Below are 15,744 nucleotides of genomic sequence, written 5' to 3' on the forward strand. Positions count from 1 at the left end.
GAAACGCAATAGAGCCGATGGTAGTGTGGGGTATCCCCATGTGAGAGTAGGACATCGCCAGGCTTTAAATTTGAACATCTGCTTATGAAAGCGGGTATTCCACTGCGGAGTGGTAGTTCAGTTGGTTAGAATACCGGCCTGTCACGCCGGGGGTCGCGGGTTCGAGTCCCGTCCACTCCGCCATTTATTTGAAAAACCTCAGCAGAAATGTTGAGGTTTTTTGCGTTTAAGAAAGGTATATTCGACCTACAGTCGAACGAGCCCCGGTCGTGTGCGACCCCAGCTACTCCGCCATTTATTTAAGAAGCCTCAGCAGAAATGTTGAGGTTTTTTGCGTTTAAGAAGATATATTCAACCTACGGTTGAACGAGTCTCGGTTGCGTGAGACCCCGACCGCTCCGTTACTTATCTATATTAATCTAGAACATGAACAAGCCGAGCTTATGTATAATTAAGTGAACTATTCCAAGTTATAAAAATTTTAGAATCAATATTTTTATAATAGGTGAAACATTGATTCTAAATAGAGTGTTAGCGCAGCCATCCTCACACTTGTTTAGTAGCACTCTGCTATAGCTAAATCTTGATAATACTGGCTTACTGTGCGACTCGATTAGGTAATCGGTGTGATGACCAGTATCTTTGTGATCACTTTGACTCCAACCTATTCAAACCGATATTTCTCTTCCGCTTTTGGCTGTATTCCCCTCTTTGCTTATAGGCGAGTCTTTTGATGATATGAGTATAAATATCACTGTCAGTTAATCGCTCTCCTAGCGGAGTTTCTGCTCGACATACGGTATTGGCTGTTATAGTCTGGACATATAGACGTCTAAACGCTTTAGGGAGAAAGTAAGATGCCCATTAAGATTCCTGATCAATTGCCAGCTTTGGATACACTTAGGCACGAAAATATATTCGTAATGCCAGAGTCTCGCGCAACGACGCAGGAAATACGCCCACTTAAAGTGCTCATTCTTAATTTAATGCCGAAGAAAATTGAAACGGAAACGCAGTTTCTTCGCCTCTTATCAAATAGCCCGCTACAGATAGATGTAGAGCTACTAAGAATTGATAACCGCCCAAGTAAGAACACGCCAACAGAGCACTTAGATACATTTTATCGCCAGTTTGAAATGGTGAAAAACAAAAACTTTGATGGGTTAATTATTACAGGTGCACCCTTGGGGCTCGTTCAATTTGAAGATGTAATCTATTGGGAGCACCTTCAAACAATCATGAACTGGGCAAAAGAGCATGTAACCTCAACGTTATACGTATGTTGGGCTGCGCAAGCTGGCTTAAAGCTATTGTACAATTTGCCTAAACGTACCCGAAAAGAAAAGCTGTCGGGAGTATATCAACATCAAGTTCTACAGCCTTACCATCCTGTTCTAAGAGGCTTTGACGATACTTTCTTAGCGCCACACTCTCGATATGCTGATTTCTCGCCAGAATATTTATCGGAGCATACTGACTTAGATATTTTGGCAACATCGGATGTTGCCGGTGTATACCTGGCTACAACGAAAGACAAGCGAAATGTATTTGTTACAGGTCACCCTGAATATGACTCTCACACACTGCATAACGAATACGTGAGAGATTTAGGGGAGGGGATGGAGCCGCCGATTCCTGTCAATTACTACCCAAACAACAACCCCGATAATAAGCCTAATGCCAGTTGGCGCAGCCATGGACATTTGCTATTTCTAAATTGGTTAAACTACTGCGTTTACCAACAAACACCGTATGACTTGTCTCTTTTCTCGGAAGCTAATTTTACTAAGGACGAAGAGTAAACGACTTTAAAATTTGGGCAGCATAATCGCTGCCCTTTGTTTTTATTCTTCTTTTTTGGCTTTCTCTATCATTGGGGCAATAGTGGAGCCCTGTATAAGAATGGAAAATACAACAACAGAATAAGTCATTACAAGAATGATCTCTTTTACGTCTATCAGCTTATCAGGAATCACCAAAATACCAGGGGGAATGGATAGAGCCATTGCAAGGGCTAATCCTCCTCTCAGCCCTCCCCATGTGAGAATTTTTACTGACCAAGAATTATAGCTGCGGTATCGAGTGAAGCCTAAATAAGATAGCCAAACACTCAAATACCGACTGGTCAAAACAAGGGGGATGGAAAATGCCATTAGGATCCAATCTTCGTGATGGAATTCAAATAGAAGCATAGACATACCGATAAGTAAGAATAAAACACCATTTAAAAACTCGTCGACCAACTCCCAGAAATGATCTAGGTGCTCTTCACTCTCTTTTGAAAAACCAATAAATCGAGTCCAGTTACCGATCATAATTCCCGAGACCACCATGGCTAAGGGACCTGACACATGAATAACATCTGCAAAGGCATATCCTGCTGTAGGAATTCCTATAGTCAATAAGAGCTCCATAGAATGATCGTTAGTAGCGCTGATTAAATAGTGGAAGAGTAGCCCAAGGGCAAACCCGTATACGATGCCGCCAATAGCTTCTTGAGCAAACAGTAAGGTAACACTTGTGATGGTAGGGGATTCTGTACCAAATGCCATGGTATAAAGTGTGACAAAAATGACGAGACCAAATCCATCATTAAAAAGGGATTCACCTTCAATTTGAGTTGAGATTCGTTTGGGTGCATCAAGCTTTTTTACGATAGCCAGCACCGCAATGGGATCGGTTGGTGAGATAAGTGCTCCGAAAAGCAAACAGTATACGAGATCGAACTGAATACCAATTACTTGACAGAATAGGTAGAGCGCTCCGCCGATAAAAGCCGTCGAAAATAATGTCGCACCAAGCGCTAAAATGGTAATTTCCCATTTTTGATCTTCCATATTAGGAAGCTTTATTCCCAATCCACCGGCAAACAAAAGAAAGCCTAATACGCCTTTGAGCAAAAACGCTTCAAAATTAATTGTACTCATCGTTTCAGCAGCGACTTTGGTTAAGTGAAACCAATCGTTTTGACCTGCAATAATAATGAACAGTGATAAGAGCAGCGCACCTGCGGTGATGGCGATTGTGCTCTGCATCTTTCCTATCTTACTGTTTATAAAAGCGATCAGCATTGCCGCTGCGGAAAGAAAGCACAGGGTGTAATAGACAGACATGAACCAGGTTATTCCAAATGTAACAAAATGTGTAGTTGGCGGATTTTCCTCCTACTTTGACACAATATCAAATACTTTTTTTGCTCATCTACTTAGCAAAAAAGCAGCAGTGATAGATCGGTAATTTACTGATTTGGACGTCTAGATTTCTATTGGATGTATGGTAGGATGAGAGCAAAGATAAGGAATGAGGCTGTAGTGTGGCTGGAAGCAATTTAAGACAACAAATCGAACAACAACTTTCCCGAAGAATTATGCTCATCGATGGTGGTATGGGTACCATGATTCAGGACTTAAAGTTGGAAGAAGAGGATTATCGCGGTGAGCGTTTTTCCGATTGGCACTGTGATTTAAAAGGGAACAATGACCTTTTAGTTTTGTCTCAGCCTCAGCTTATTAAAGACATACACAGTCAGTATCTTGAAGCAGGTGCCGACATATTAGAAACCAACACATTCAATGCAACTACCATTGCAATGGCTGACTATGATATGGAAAGCCTGAGCGAAGAGATCAACTTCGAAGCGGCGAAGTTGGCAAGAGAAGCGGCTGATGAATGGACGGCAAAAACCCCAGACAGACCACGCTATGTTGCTGGCGTTCTTGGTCCAACTAACCGAACGTGTTCGATCTCCCCTGACGTAAATGATCCTGGATATCGCAACGTGAGTTTCGACGAGTTAGTCGAAGCGTATTCTGAATCGACGCGCGCACTCATCAAAGGTGGTTCACACCTCATTCTTCTTGAAACTATTTTTGATACGTTGAACGCTAAAGCATGTGCATTTGCTGTTGAATCTGTATTTGAAGAAATGGGTATTGAATTACCCGTTATGATTTCAGGTACGATCACCGACGCGTCTGGACGTACACTTTCTGGTCAAACTACGGAAGGTTTTTACAATGCGCTAAGACATGTTAACCCCATTTCTTTTGGTCTGAACTGTGCGTTGGGTCCAGATGAACTGCGTCAATACGTTGAAGAGCTTTCACGTATTTCAGAGTGCAGTGTGTCTGCTCACCCTAATGCGGGGCTACCTAATGCTTTTGGTGAGTACGATCTATCACCGGAAGATATGGCTGAACATATTGGTGAATGGGCGAGAGCAGGGTTCCTCAACCTAGTTGGGGGTTGCTGTGGTACTACGCCAGAACACATTCGCCAAATGGCATTAGCCTGCGAAGGTGTACCTCCTCGTAAGTTGCCGACTATACCTGTGGCATGTCGTTTATCTGGTCTTGAGCCTTTAACGATAGCGAAAGATACCTTATTCGTTAACGTTGGTGAACGAACTAATGTAACGGGTTCCGCTCGTTTCAAACGCCTCATCAAAGAAGAACTCTATGATGAAGCGCTAGATGTGGCGCGTCAGCAAGTTGAAAACGGTGCGCAAATCATCGATATCAACATGGATGAAGGGATGCTCGATGCGGAAGCCTGTATGGTCCGATTCTTGAACCTTTGTGCTTCTGAGCCAGAAATATCCAAAGTTCCGATAATGGTTGATTCCTCCAAATGGGAAGTGATCGAAGCGGGTCTAAAATGCATTCAAGGTAAAGGTATTGTTAACTCTATTTCCCTAAAGGAAGGGAAAGAGAAATTCTTGGAACAGGCTAAGTTAATTCGACGATACGGTGCCGCAGTAGTCGTAATGGCGTTTGACGAAGTGGGTCAGGCTGAAACACGCGAACGCAAGCTTGAAATCTGTACCAATGCCTACAACATTCTGGTTGGCGAAATTGGTTTTCCGCCAGAAGACATTATCTTTGACCCCAATATTTTCGCGGTTGCAACGGGTATAGAAGAACACAATAACTACGCGGTTGATTTCATCGAAGCTGTTGGTGATATTAAACAAAAATTGCCACACGCTATGATTTCAGGTGGTGTGTCCAACGTTTCCTTCTCCTTTAGAGGTAACAACTACGTTCGTGAAGCCATCCACGCCGTGTTCCTATATCACTGTTTCAAAAACGGTATGGATATGGGTATTGTTAACGCCGGTCAACTTGAGGTTTATGATAACGTTCCAGAAAAACTTCGAGAAGCTGTTGAAGATGTGGTTCTAAACCGTCGTGATGATGGTACAGAGCGTTTACTCGATATCGCTGCTGAGTTTGCTGGAAAGGGCGTAGGTAAAGAGGAAGATGCTTCAGCGCTTGAATGGCGAAGCTACCCTGTTGAGAAGCGATTAGAACACGCCTTAGTTAAGGGGATTACAGAGTTCATCGTTGATGACACGGAAGAAGCCCGTCAAAACGCGACCAAACCTCTTGAAGTGATCGAAGGCCCCTTAATGGATGGTATGAACGTGGTGGGTGATCTGTTTGGCGAAGGTAAAATGTTCCTTCCTCAGGTGGTGAAATCGGCCCGTGTTATGAAACAGGCTGTTGCACACTTAGAGCCTTACATTAACGCCTCTAAACAAGCCGGTTCGACAAACGGAAAGATACTGTTGGCGACGGTAAAAGGGGATGTTCATGATATTGGTAAGAATATCGTAGGCGTTGTACTGCAATGTAATAACTATGAAATCATTGATCTCGGTGTGATGGTTTCTTGCGAGAAAATCCTTAAAGTCGCCAAAGAAGAAAACGTTGATATTGTTGGGCTATCTGGTCTTATTACACCCTCTTTGGATGAAATGGTTCATGTTGCCAAAGAAATGGAACGACAGGGTTTTGAATTGCCACTTCTTATTGGTGGTGCAACGACTTCCAAAGCGCATACTGCAGTAAAAATTGAACAGAATTATCACAAGCCCGTGGTGTACGTGAATAATGCCTCACGTGCGGTTGGTGTGTGTACTTCTTTGTTATCTAATGAGTTGTATCCAGGTTTTGTTGAAAAGTTGGATGCAGATTACGTTCGAGTTCGTGACCAGCACAACCGTAAGAAGCCTAGAACTAAACCTGTGACCATCGAGAGAGCGCGAGATAATCGGGTAGCGATTGATTGGGGGACTTACACGCCTCCATTTCCAGCTAAGCCTGGTGTCCATGTGTTTGATGATTTTGAAATAGCCACTCTACGTAAATACATAGACTGGACCCCTTTCTTTATGACGTGGTCGTTGGTAGGTAAATACCCTGCAATATTTGAACATGAAGAAGTGGGTGAAGAAGCACAGCGATTGTTTAAAGATGCCAATGATTTGTTGGATCGTGTTGAAAGTGAAGGTTTGCTGAAAGCTCGAGGTATGTGTGCTCTATTCCCAGCTGCAAGTGTTGGGGATGATATTGAAGTGTACACGGATGAAAGCCGAACGGAAGTTGCACATATGCTTCATAACCTTCGCCAACAAACCGAAAAACCCAAAGGTTTTAACTACTGCTTGTCTGACTATATCGCACCAAAATCCAGCGGTAAGAAAGATTGGATTGGTGCATTTGCTGTAACAGGTGGTATCGGGGAGCGAGAGCTTGCTGACGCGTATAAAGCGCAAGGAGACGATTACAACGCCATTATGATTCAAGCAGTGGCAGATCGATTAGCAGAAGCATTTGCTGAATATCTTCATGAACAGGTGCGGAAAGAAATCTGGGGTTACGCAAAGGATGAAAATTTGGGTAATGAAGATTTGATTCGTGAAAAATATCAAGGTATTCGACCTGCACCAGGCTATCCTGCTTGTCCCGAGCACACTGAGAAAGGTACGTTGTGGGAAATGCTTAAAGTTGAAGAGGCAATCGACATGTCGCTAACCACGAGTTACGCAATGTGGCCTGGAGCGTCAGTATCGGGTTGGTACTTCTCGCATCCAGATTCACGCTATTTTGCTATTGCACAGATCCAAGAAGATCAAGCAAAAGACTACGCAGAAAGAAAAGGATGGGAGTGGGAAGAGGCTGAAAAATGGCTTGGGCCTAATCTTAACTGATAGATACGCAATAAATTGAGAAAGGGTTGGCATTTGCCAACCCTTTTTTAGTTTAAAGGTTACTTTTCAAAAAGCTCTTGATGGAGTGCTTGTACGGCTTTCTTAGACACAGATTCGTGCAATAAGAAGCAAAGGTTATGAGCACTTGCACCATAACAGATCATACGTAAATTGAAGTCTTCCAGCGTACTGAATACTTGTTTCGCGTAGCCTTTGCTCTCTTTCATATTGTTTCCAATAAGAGCCACCAAACATAAATTATGTTCTATATCGACTGTACACAATTCTTCTAACTCACGCCTAGCTTCAGCAGGCAATTCTGGTGCACCACCACTCGTATTGGTTTGATCAAGAGTGAGCGAAACGCTGACCTCGGATGTAGTTATTAAATCAACCGAGATTTTGTATTTAGCGAGAATTTGGAACACATCAGCAAGAAAGCCGTATGCCTGGAACATATTTGGGCTACGTAACGTCACCATGGTTTGATTACAGCGCAATGCTAGTGCGCGAAATAGGGGCGCACTCTCTACTTGCTGACGAATCCAAGTTCCACCTTTCTCAGGTGCTTTTGATGAGCCAACAAAAACAGGTATTTGATGACGAAGTGCTGGCAGCAAAGTTGATGGGTGTAAAATTTTGGCACCAAAATTCGCCATTTCTGATGCTTCACTGAAGCTGATTTCAGGAATTGGGCTCGCTTTAGATGCTATTCGAGGATCAGTAGTGTAGATACCTGGAACATCTGTCCAAATTTCAAGCCCCGCAGCTTCAACTGCTTCTGCAATTAATGCGGCACTGTAATCACTTCCACCTCGCCCTAAAGTCGTGGTGTTTCCATCCGTATCCGAGCCGATAAAACCTTGTGTTACGACCACATGCTGACGACAAAGAGGAACCAATTTTTCTTGTGCCAGACGAGAGATTTCTTCTAATTCTGGTTGCGCTTTTCCATGAACTGAATCTGTACGCATGACATCACGAATATCAAATCGGACGGCATCGATACCGCGCTCTTTCATTAATTGAGTCAGAATGTGCGTAGACATTAGCTCGCCGCATGACACTAAATGATCGGTCAACTTCTCACTTGATTGGAATGATGCCGCTTCAGCTGCGCTAGCGACAGAATCTAAAATGGTGTGGACTTGTTTTTCTGCATGCGCAGGATCCGCAAGCTGATCTAAAATTTGATGATGTATATCTGTGATCTGCTTTATCAATTCTTGACGCTTACTTGCTTCTTGAACGCCATTCGCAAGTTCAACAAGTAGGTTTGTCACGCCTGAGCAGGCGCTGCTTACAATCAACCGCGTATTTGGGTTGTTTTCTATAATCGTGCTACAGCGGCTCATTGCCTCAAAGTTTGCAACACTGGTTCCGCCAAATTTCGCTACATTAAATGCGCTAGTGGCTTTGTTCTCATTCAAAGCACTGTCTCCCAAAATACGTCCAAGAATAACGACACAGTAGTCAAAAGGACTACTTAACATCCGATGTTGAAGAGAGATTACGTAGAGCAGAGGGAAAGCATAAGAAAGGAATGCGCACCTCAGAAGCTCTTCACCTTGTTGGTGACAGTCGGTAGGATTCAACCTACACGCCCGATGTGTAATTCACCCGCAATGAATCATCATCTCGGCACTGCTCCCCCTGAGTGAAGTGTATTGGAATTGGGGTTCCACACCACACCTGCCTGGGCAATGCTCCTCTTCTGCTAGAAAGCCCGTTTATTGAACGGTTTTATGACCAAAATGTCAATCACAAAGCGTGAATTTGTTATTTTGTGATATTGGCTATGTAAAAATTGAGTTCTAGACGCTCGACCTAAGCCCAATTGATGCATTAGAGTAAAATTTGTACAGTAAGACTTGTATACAATTTTTTAAACCTACAATTACAATAAAATGAGAACACCTATGACAATAACAAGCTTTAACCCACCAAGACGCATTTTAATGGGACCAGGTCCGTCAGATGTGTATCCCGAAGTTCTTCAAGCGATCGGTCGCCCAACGGTTGGTCATCTCGATCCGCTGTTTATCAATATGATGGATGAACTAAAGCAGCTTTTGAAATACGCTTTTCAAACAAAAAATGAATTCACCATCGCGATATCAGCACCGGGTAGTGCGGGTATGGAAGCCTGCTTTGTCAATTTGGTTGAACCCGGTGACAAAGTCATTGTGTGTCGAAATGGCGTTTTTGGAGAACGAATGAGAGAAAATGTTCTTCGATGTGGTGGAGATGCAGTTATTGTCGATGATGAGTGGGGTGAGCCTGTAAGCGTACAAAAAGTGCAGGCCGCATTTGACCAGCATCCCGATGCTAAAGTACTCGCATTTGTTCATGCTGAAACATCTACAGGTGCTTGCTCTGATGCCCAAGCGCTCGCAAGTATCGCCAAACAGCATGGCGCGTTGACGATAGTCGATGCGGTTACGTCTTTGGGTGGAGTGCCATTATACGTTGATGAGTGGGGGCTTGACGCTGTGTATTCAGGTAGTCAGAAGTGTTTGTCATGTGTGCCTGGATTGTCACCATTAACTTTTTCTCAAGCCGCTGTTCAGAAGATTACGCAGCGCAGTACACCCGTACAGAGTTGGTTTTTAGATCAGAGTTTGGTTTTGGGGTATTGGAGTGGGGAGGGCAAGAGAAGCTATCATCATACTGCCCCAGTCAATAGCTTATACGCACTTCATGAAGCTCTATTGAAGCTAAAAACAGAAGGACTTGAAGGCGCATGGGCAAGACACAAAGCGATGCACAATAAGCTCAAAAGTGGGCTAGAAAGTTTAGGGTTTGAATTTGTCGTCGAAGAAGGTTCACGTTTGCCACAGCTGAATGCAGTATACATACCTGAAGGTATCGATGAGGCTAGCGTACGTGCCACTTTACTAGAAAAGTACAACCTAGAGATAGGCGCTGGGCTCGGGGCTCTAGCGGGTAAAGCTTGGCGAATTGGGTTAATGGGATATGGAGCTCGTGATGAAAATGTAGCACTCTGCCTCAAGGCGTTAGAAGATACGCTTTAGGGTATTGAAATACTGGTACTCATCACTAAAGCCGCTTACTCAGCGGCTTTTTTTGATTCATCATTATTGTCCGTAATAATTGCTTGAGATGCCTTTGAGTATCGTACTTTTGAAAAATCGAGTTTGGGAAATAGGTACTCAGCTTCTTCTTGAATTTGCTTCGCTTTGCTTTCGTTGTCCATTCCTCGATACGCCACGATCAGATTATTGTAAAAAGCCGGTCTCGGCTTTCTTTGTATAATATCTTGAGACCACTCAATATAGGGCTCTATTAATGTTTTGTCTTTTGTAAACAGCCCTATGGTTAGGTATGTGCTGTAAACATCCCAATCGTACCTGTCTTTCCAAGCTACGGGGTTGCTGACTTTTTCTAGGATGTTAGGGTTTCTTGGCTGAGATTTTTCAAACTGAGTGAGTACGTAATTTGTGTGAAGCGTACTGAGCATATAGAACGTGGTTAAAATGGGTAAAACTAGGCTAGATACCCTCAATGTAACTTTACTGACGACGCTAAAGTTCACCGTTTTATATCGAGCTGTTCTTTGATCAAGCCAATAGAGCAGAATGATAAATGTTACCCAATGAATTGCAGAGTGATAAAACGGATACTCTAATTGACTGTGGACAGCAATGGGAACAAATAGCGCCAAAAGCGCCAGCTTAGTTCCTTTTCGGGCTGACGAAGCCTTGTAAATAATATATGCCCCAGCCAGTAGAATGGCGATTATGGTAACGACACCGCCTTCTACTCCCCATAGCATAAGCTCATTATGAGGGTGATCCAACGCTATTACTGCTGGTGGGTAATCAGTATTTAACTGATGTTGCCTCGCAGTGTATAAAACATACGAAGATTCAAACTGCCCATATCCATATCCTGTTAATGGTTTCTCGATGATCATATCGACAGTTTGTGGGAAATGTCTTTTTCGAGCTGAATCTAAGCTTTTTTTATCTTCCATTAAGCGATCAAAGTTGGAGTCAGTCAATTGGGGAACAGTAAGACCAAGTAATATGCCAACAGCAATGGAAGTTAGCCAAGCACAGACTCTTTTGGGAGTAGAAAATCGTATTAAGTAAGGTGTGACCAATAAAGTTGCGAGCGTCGCCCCTAGCCACCCTGTTCTGGAAGCAACAATAACAAGCAGCGATACGCAGAGCGCCGGAACGGAGACAAGGAATATCAATTGCCCCAATTTTCGTCTGTATTTTTGAGGTTGCCTCGCAAGCAGGTAACCAGAAAGGACTAATCCCGTTGCTAAAAAGCTGGCAAGAACATTGGGCTGCTGAAAAATGCCATAAGGACGGTTGGCGACCGTGTTGTAGCCTAATATGTTATCGGGTTCTAGAACAAGGAACTGAACGTATCCATAAAGACCTTGCAATGCGGTGGCAATGAGAATGAGCCAAAGTAGGCGCTGTTTTTGTTTGTTGGTGAATTGAAATTGTTGTAAGACAAAAAATAAAATTAATCCAGACCACAACCCCAATATTCGACCAGTAGACTCTTCGACAATAGCGTTAGGTAAGAATATAGGGACGGTAAGAACGGCACCGCATAGAAGGAGCACAACACCGAGTTTGGAATAACGAATTTGGTAGCGATTTGATATCTGATAGAACCCTATTGCCAACGCAAAAGAAAGACCTATCCAAGTTGAAGGGTTAAATGATAAAGCCAGCCCTGAACCACCTGGGTTTGGCATAAAAACATTCATGGCAACTAAAAACGTACACGCAATGACGATTAGAAATTTTCGATTGAGCGGTGTTCGGGATTTATTGGACTCGAGCTGTGTTCCTCGAACGAGCAGAGTTGCCATATTTGAATGTTTCCTCAATAGATTTCAACGGTCTGAAACCAGACCGTTGAGTGATACTATCACTTTTCGTTTCAAAGCATAGGTTTTAAGAAGCGAGCCGTATGAGAGCCTTTAACTTTTGCGACTTCCTCCGGAGTTCCTTGCGCAATAATTTCACCGCCACCTTGTCCACCTTCTGGCCCTAGATCGACGACCCAATCTGCGGTTTTGACAACATCCAAATTATGTTCGATAACCACAACGGTATTCCCGTGATCCCTCAGGCGGTGTAATACCGTCAGCAACTGCTGAATATCATGGAAATGCAGACCCGTTGTCGGTTCATCAAGAATGTAAAGTGTTTTACCTGTATCTCGTTTAGAGAGCTCTCTTGCCAATTTGACTCTTTGAGCTTCACCGCCTGATAGAGTGGTTGCCGCCTGACCAAGTCGAATGTAAGACAAACCGACATCCATTAATGTTTGAAGCTTTCTTGCAATAACCGGCACGGGGTCAAAGAATTCACGCGCATCTTCGACTGTCATTTCCAACACTTCATCGATGGTTTTTCCTTTGTATCGAACTTCTAATGTTTCTCGGTTGTAGCGTTTCCCGGTACAAACATCACAAGGAACATAGACATCAGGCAAGAAGTGCATTTCAACTTTAATTACCCCATCGCCCTGACAAGCTTCACAGCGCCCTCCACGGACGTTAAAGCTGAAGCGACCGGGTTTATATCCTCGAGCACGTGATTCTTGCGTACCAGCAAAGAGCTCACGAATAGGTGTGAAAATACCGGTGTAAGTTGCTGGGTTTGAACGTGGTGTTCGACCTATTGGGCTTTGATCGATATCGATGACTTTGTCGAAATGTTCAAGCCCAACTACTTTTTTGTAAGGTGCTGGAGTCGCAATGCTGGCACCATTAAGCTGAGTTTGTGCAATCTTGTAAAAGGTGTCATTGATTAAGGTGGATTTACCTGAGCCCGATACACCCGTAATACAAGTGAATAGCCCCACAGGAATGGATAAATCGACATCCCTAAGGTTGTTTCCAGATGCCCCTAGCAGTTCAACCACTTTATTCGGATCCATTGGGGTACGATCTTTAGGAACCACAATGGACTTTGCTCCGCTGAGGTACTGACCTGTAAGAGAGTTTGGATTGTCGAGGATGGCTTGCATATCACCTTCTGCAACCACTTCGCCTCCATGAACGCCAGCGCCAGGACCGATATCAATGACATGGTCAGCACAGCGTATTGCATCTTCGTCGTGCTCGACAACCAAAACGGTGTTACCCAAATCTCTTAAATGTATCAGCGTTTTTAACAGCCTTTCATTATCTCGCTGGTGAAGACCGATGGAGGGTTCATCCAGAACGTACATAACGCCAACTAAACCAGCACCGATTTGGCTAGCCAATCTGATTCTTTGAGCTTCACCACCTGATAAAGTCTCGGCGCTTCGAGAAAGATTGAGGTAGTTAAGACCAACATTGACGAGAAAGTGCAGTCGGTCGTTGATCTCTTTCATCACCTTTTCGGCGATCTTAGCTTTTTGACCTGTTAACTCTAGGTTTTGAAAAAACGACATTGCATCGTTGATGCTCATTTCAGCAACGGCAGGTAATGGCGTATCTTCGATGAATACATTACGCGCTTCAGTGCGAAGTCTAGTACCACCACAGGAACCACAAGACTTGGTTGAAATGTATTTGGAAAGCTCTTCACGAACAGAGTTGGATTCAGTATCTCTGTATCGGCGTTCTAGCGTATTGAGAATCCCTTCAAATGGGTGCTTCTTGGTTCGGCTATCGCCTCGATCATTGATGTATGTAAATTCAATTTGAGTTCGACCAGAGCCACGAAGTACGACATCTTGAAATTTTTTCGGCAATTTATCGAAAGGTGTTTCTAAGTCAAATCCGTAATGATCAGCAACAGACCCTAGCATTTGATAGTAGTAATAATTTTTCCTATCCCAGCCTCGAATTGCGCCATCCGCTAGGCTTAGTGACGCGTCAACGATGATTCGGCTAGGATCAAAAAACTGCTGTACACCTAAGCCATCACAGGTAGGGCATGCGCCCGCTGGGTTGTTAAATGAAAACAGCCTTGGTTCGAGCTCTTGCATGCTATAGCCGCAGTGCGAACAGGCGAAATTGGCAGAAAAAATGATGTCTTGCTTGGATGAGTCATCCATGTCGCATACAGAGGCAATGCCACCAGACAGCTCTAATGCCGTTTCAAACGACTCCGCTAAACGTTGCTGAAGATCGCGTCGTACCTTAAACCTATCTACAACAACTTCTATTGTATGTTTTTTATGAAGCTCCAAAGTAGGAGGATCAGAAAGGTCGCAAATATCGCCATCAATTCGTGCTCGAATAAAGCCCTGTGCCGCTAAATTTTCTAACGTCTTAACATGTTCCCCTTTTCGTTCTTTAACTATAGGGGCAAGCAACATCATTTTACTGCCTTCAGGCAGTTCCAGTACCTTGTCGACCATTTGGCTAACCGTTTGAGCAGCCAATGGTGTTTTGTGCTCAGGGCAGCGAGGTTCACCTACACGAGCGTATAAAAGTCGGAGATAATCGTATACCTCAGTAATCGTACCTACGGTCGATCTTGGGTTGTGAGATGTTGATTTTTGCTCAATAGAGATGGCAGGGGATAAACCTTCAATATGGTCAACATCCGGTTTTTCCATCAATGAAAGAAACTGGCGAGCATAGGCTGATAAAGACTCGACATAGCGGCGTTGCCCTTCCGCATAAAGAGTATCAAAGGCTAAAGAAGACTTACCTGAGCCAGAAAGCCCAGTTATGACAATTAACTTGTCTCGTGGAATAGTGAGGTTTATGTCTTTGAGGTTGTGGGTTCTGGCGCCACGTACATCAATGGTGTCCATCTGCTATGCTCTTGTGTAATTGATAGCCACAAGTATTACATAGACTTATTTTTGTGCAAAGAAAAAATACTGGATAAAATAACAGTGTTTAACTTGGGCGCCGCTACCTCATCCAGTAAAGAAGACGTTATGCTTTGTGAGTCGAGTGCTTATCTAACTCTGTCTTCTTTTTGTCTTTTTGGTAAAGGTTCTCAAAGCAGTAGTTGGTCGCTTCGATGTATCCTTCCACACTACCGCAGTCGAATCTTTTGCCTTTAAACTTATACGCTAGAACACAGCCTGCTTTCGCTTGCTTTAGAAGGGCATCGGTAATTTGAATTTCTCCGCCTTTGCCTGGCTCTGTTTGTTCAATAAGTTCGAAGATGTCAGGTGTTAGAATATAGCGCCCAATGATGGCTAAGTTACTTGGCGCTGTGCCTGCTTCTGGCTTTTCCACCATATCATCAACACGGAATAGATCGTCTTTGATCATTTCACCAGAAATGACACCGTATTTATGAGTTTCATCTTCTGGTACTTCTTGTACCGCGACAATTGAGCAACGAAATTGCTTGTAAAGAGCAACCATTTGAGACAGAACACCTTGCGATTCGTTTACACAAAGGTCATCAGCAAGCACAACAGCGAACGGATTGTCACCAACTAACTCTTTGCCAGTTAAGATTGCGTGCCCTAGACCTTTCATTTCACGTTGGCGAATGTATGTGAAGTGAGCCGACTCAATCACATTCCGAATATCGACCAGCAATTCTTCCTTGTTGGTGCCGTTTATTTGGTGCTCAAGCTCATAGTTTTTATCGAAATGATCCATGATGGAGTGCTTACCGCGACCTGTCACAATGCACATGCCATCCATACCTGCTTCGATCGCTTCTTCTACGCCGTACTCGATGAGTGGTTTACTCACGATTGGCATCATTTCTTTGGGCATCGATTTTGTTGCAGGTAAGAAGCGCGTACCGTAGCCAGCTGCAGGGAACAAACACTTTTTAATCATA

Annotated in this window: 8 protein-coding genes, 1 tRNA gene and 1 riboswitch; of the genes, 4 read left to right on the plus strand and 5 right to left on the minus strand. The window is 43.7% G+C overall.

The window, feature by feature from the left end; translation table 11 throughout:
- Window positions 1–106: 106 nt before the first annotated feature.
- Together CW749_RS27010 and metA are read left to right on the plus strand one after the other, a co-directional pair.
- Window positions 107–183, plus strand: a tRNA-Asp gene (locus tag CW749_RS27010).
- A gap of 674 nt (window positions 184–857) precedes the next feature.
- On the plus strand, window positions 858–1,802 hold the full coding sequence (gene metA, locus CW749_RS27015; RefSeq protein WP_101115574.1) for a homoserine O-succinyltransferase: 945 nt from the start codon (window positions 858–860) through the stop codon (window positions 1,800–1,802).
- A gap of 42 nt (window positions 1,803–1,844) precedes the next feature.
- Here the strand turns inward: metA and CW749_RS27020 are convergent, their stop codons facing one another.
- A complete protein-coding gene (locus CW749_RS27020) occupies window positions 1,845–3,113 on the minus strand; it encodes a sodium:proton antiporter (RefSeq protein WP_101115575.1) in 1,269 nt (422 codons plus the stop codon).
- A gap of 254 nt (window positions 3,114–3,367) precedes the next feature.
- Between CW749_RS27020 and metH the strand changes: the two genes are divergently transcribed.
- Complete coding sequence (gene metH / locus CW749_RS27025) at window positions 3,368–6,994, plus strand: methionine synthase (protein ID WP_237322617.1); 3,627 nt, start codon at window positions 3,368–3,370, stop codon at window positions 6,992–6,994.
- A gap of 59 nt (window positions 6,995–7,053) precedes the next feature.
- Here the strand turns inward: metH and lysC are convergent, their stop codons facing one another.
- Window positions 7,054–8,487, minus strand: coding sequence for a lysine-sensitive aspartokinase 3 (gene lysC, locus CW749_RS27030; protein ID WP_272897885.1), 1,434 nt, complete (start codon window positions 8,485–8,487; stop codon window positions 7,054–7,056).
- A gap of 55 nt (window positions 8,488–8,542) precedes the next feature.
- Window positions 8,543–8,716: riboswitch (Lysine riboswitch) on the minus strand.
- 197 nt (window positions 8,717–8,913) lie between these two features.
- Here lysC and CW749_RS27035 point away from each other — a divergent pair.
- A complete protein-coding gene (locus CW749_RS27035) occupies window positions 8,914–10,029 on the plus strand; it encodes an alanine--glyoxylate aminotransferase family protein (RefSeq protein ID WP_101115578.1) in 1,116 nt (371 codons plus the stop codon).
- A gap of 35 nt (window positions 10,030–10,064) precedes the next feature.
- Here CW749_RS27035 and CW749_RS27040 read toward each other — a convergent pair whose 3' ends face one another.
- From CW749_RS27040 to galU, 3 genes are all read right to left on the minus strand, one after another.
- Window positions 10,065–11,852 carry a PglL family O-oligosaccharyltransferase gene (locus CW749_RS27040; RefSeq protein ID WP_101115579.1) on the minus strand — a complete coding sequence of 596 codons (1,788 nt, stop codon included), beginning with the start codon at window positions 11,850–11,852 and terminating at the stop codon, window positions 10,065–10,067.
- Between the two features lie 71 nt (window positions 11,853–11,923).
- A complete protein-coding gene (gene uvrA, locus CW749_RS27045) occupies window positions 11,924–14,746 on the minus strand; it encodes an excinuclease ABC subunit UvrA (protein ID WP_101115580.1) in 2,823 nt (940 codons plus the stop codon).
- A gap of 127 nt (window positions 14,747–14,873) precedes the next feature.
- Entirely contained in the window at window positions 14,874–15,743 is an 870-nt protein-coding gene (gene galU / locus CW749_RS27050) for a UTP--glucose-1-phosphate uridylyltransferase GalU (protein ID WP_101115581.1), read from the minus strand.
- Between the last annotated feature and the right edge of the window lies 1 nt (window position 15,744).

The sequence above is a fragment of the Vibrio sp. vnigr-6D03 genome, assembly GCF_002835515.1.
In the GTDB taxonomy this organism is placed as follows: domain Bacteria; phylum Pseudomonadota; class Gammaproteobacteria; order Enterobacterales; family Vibrionaceae; genus Vibrio; species Vibrio penaeicida.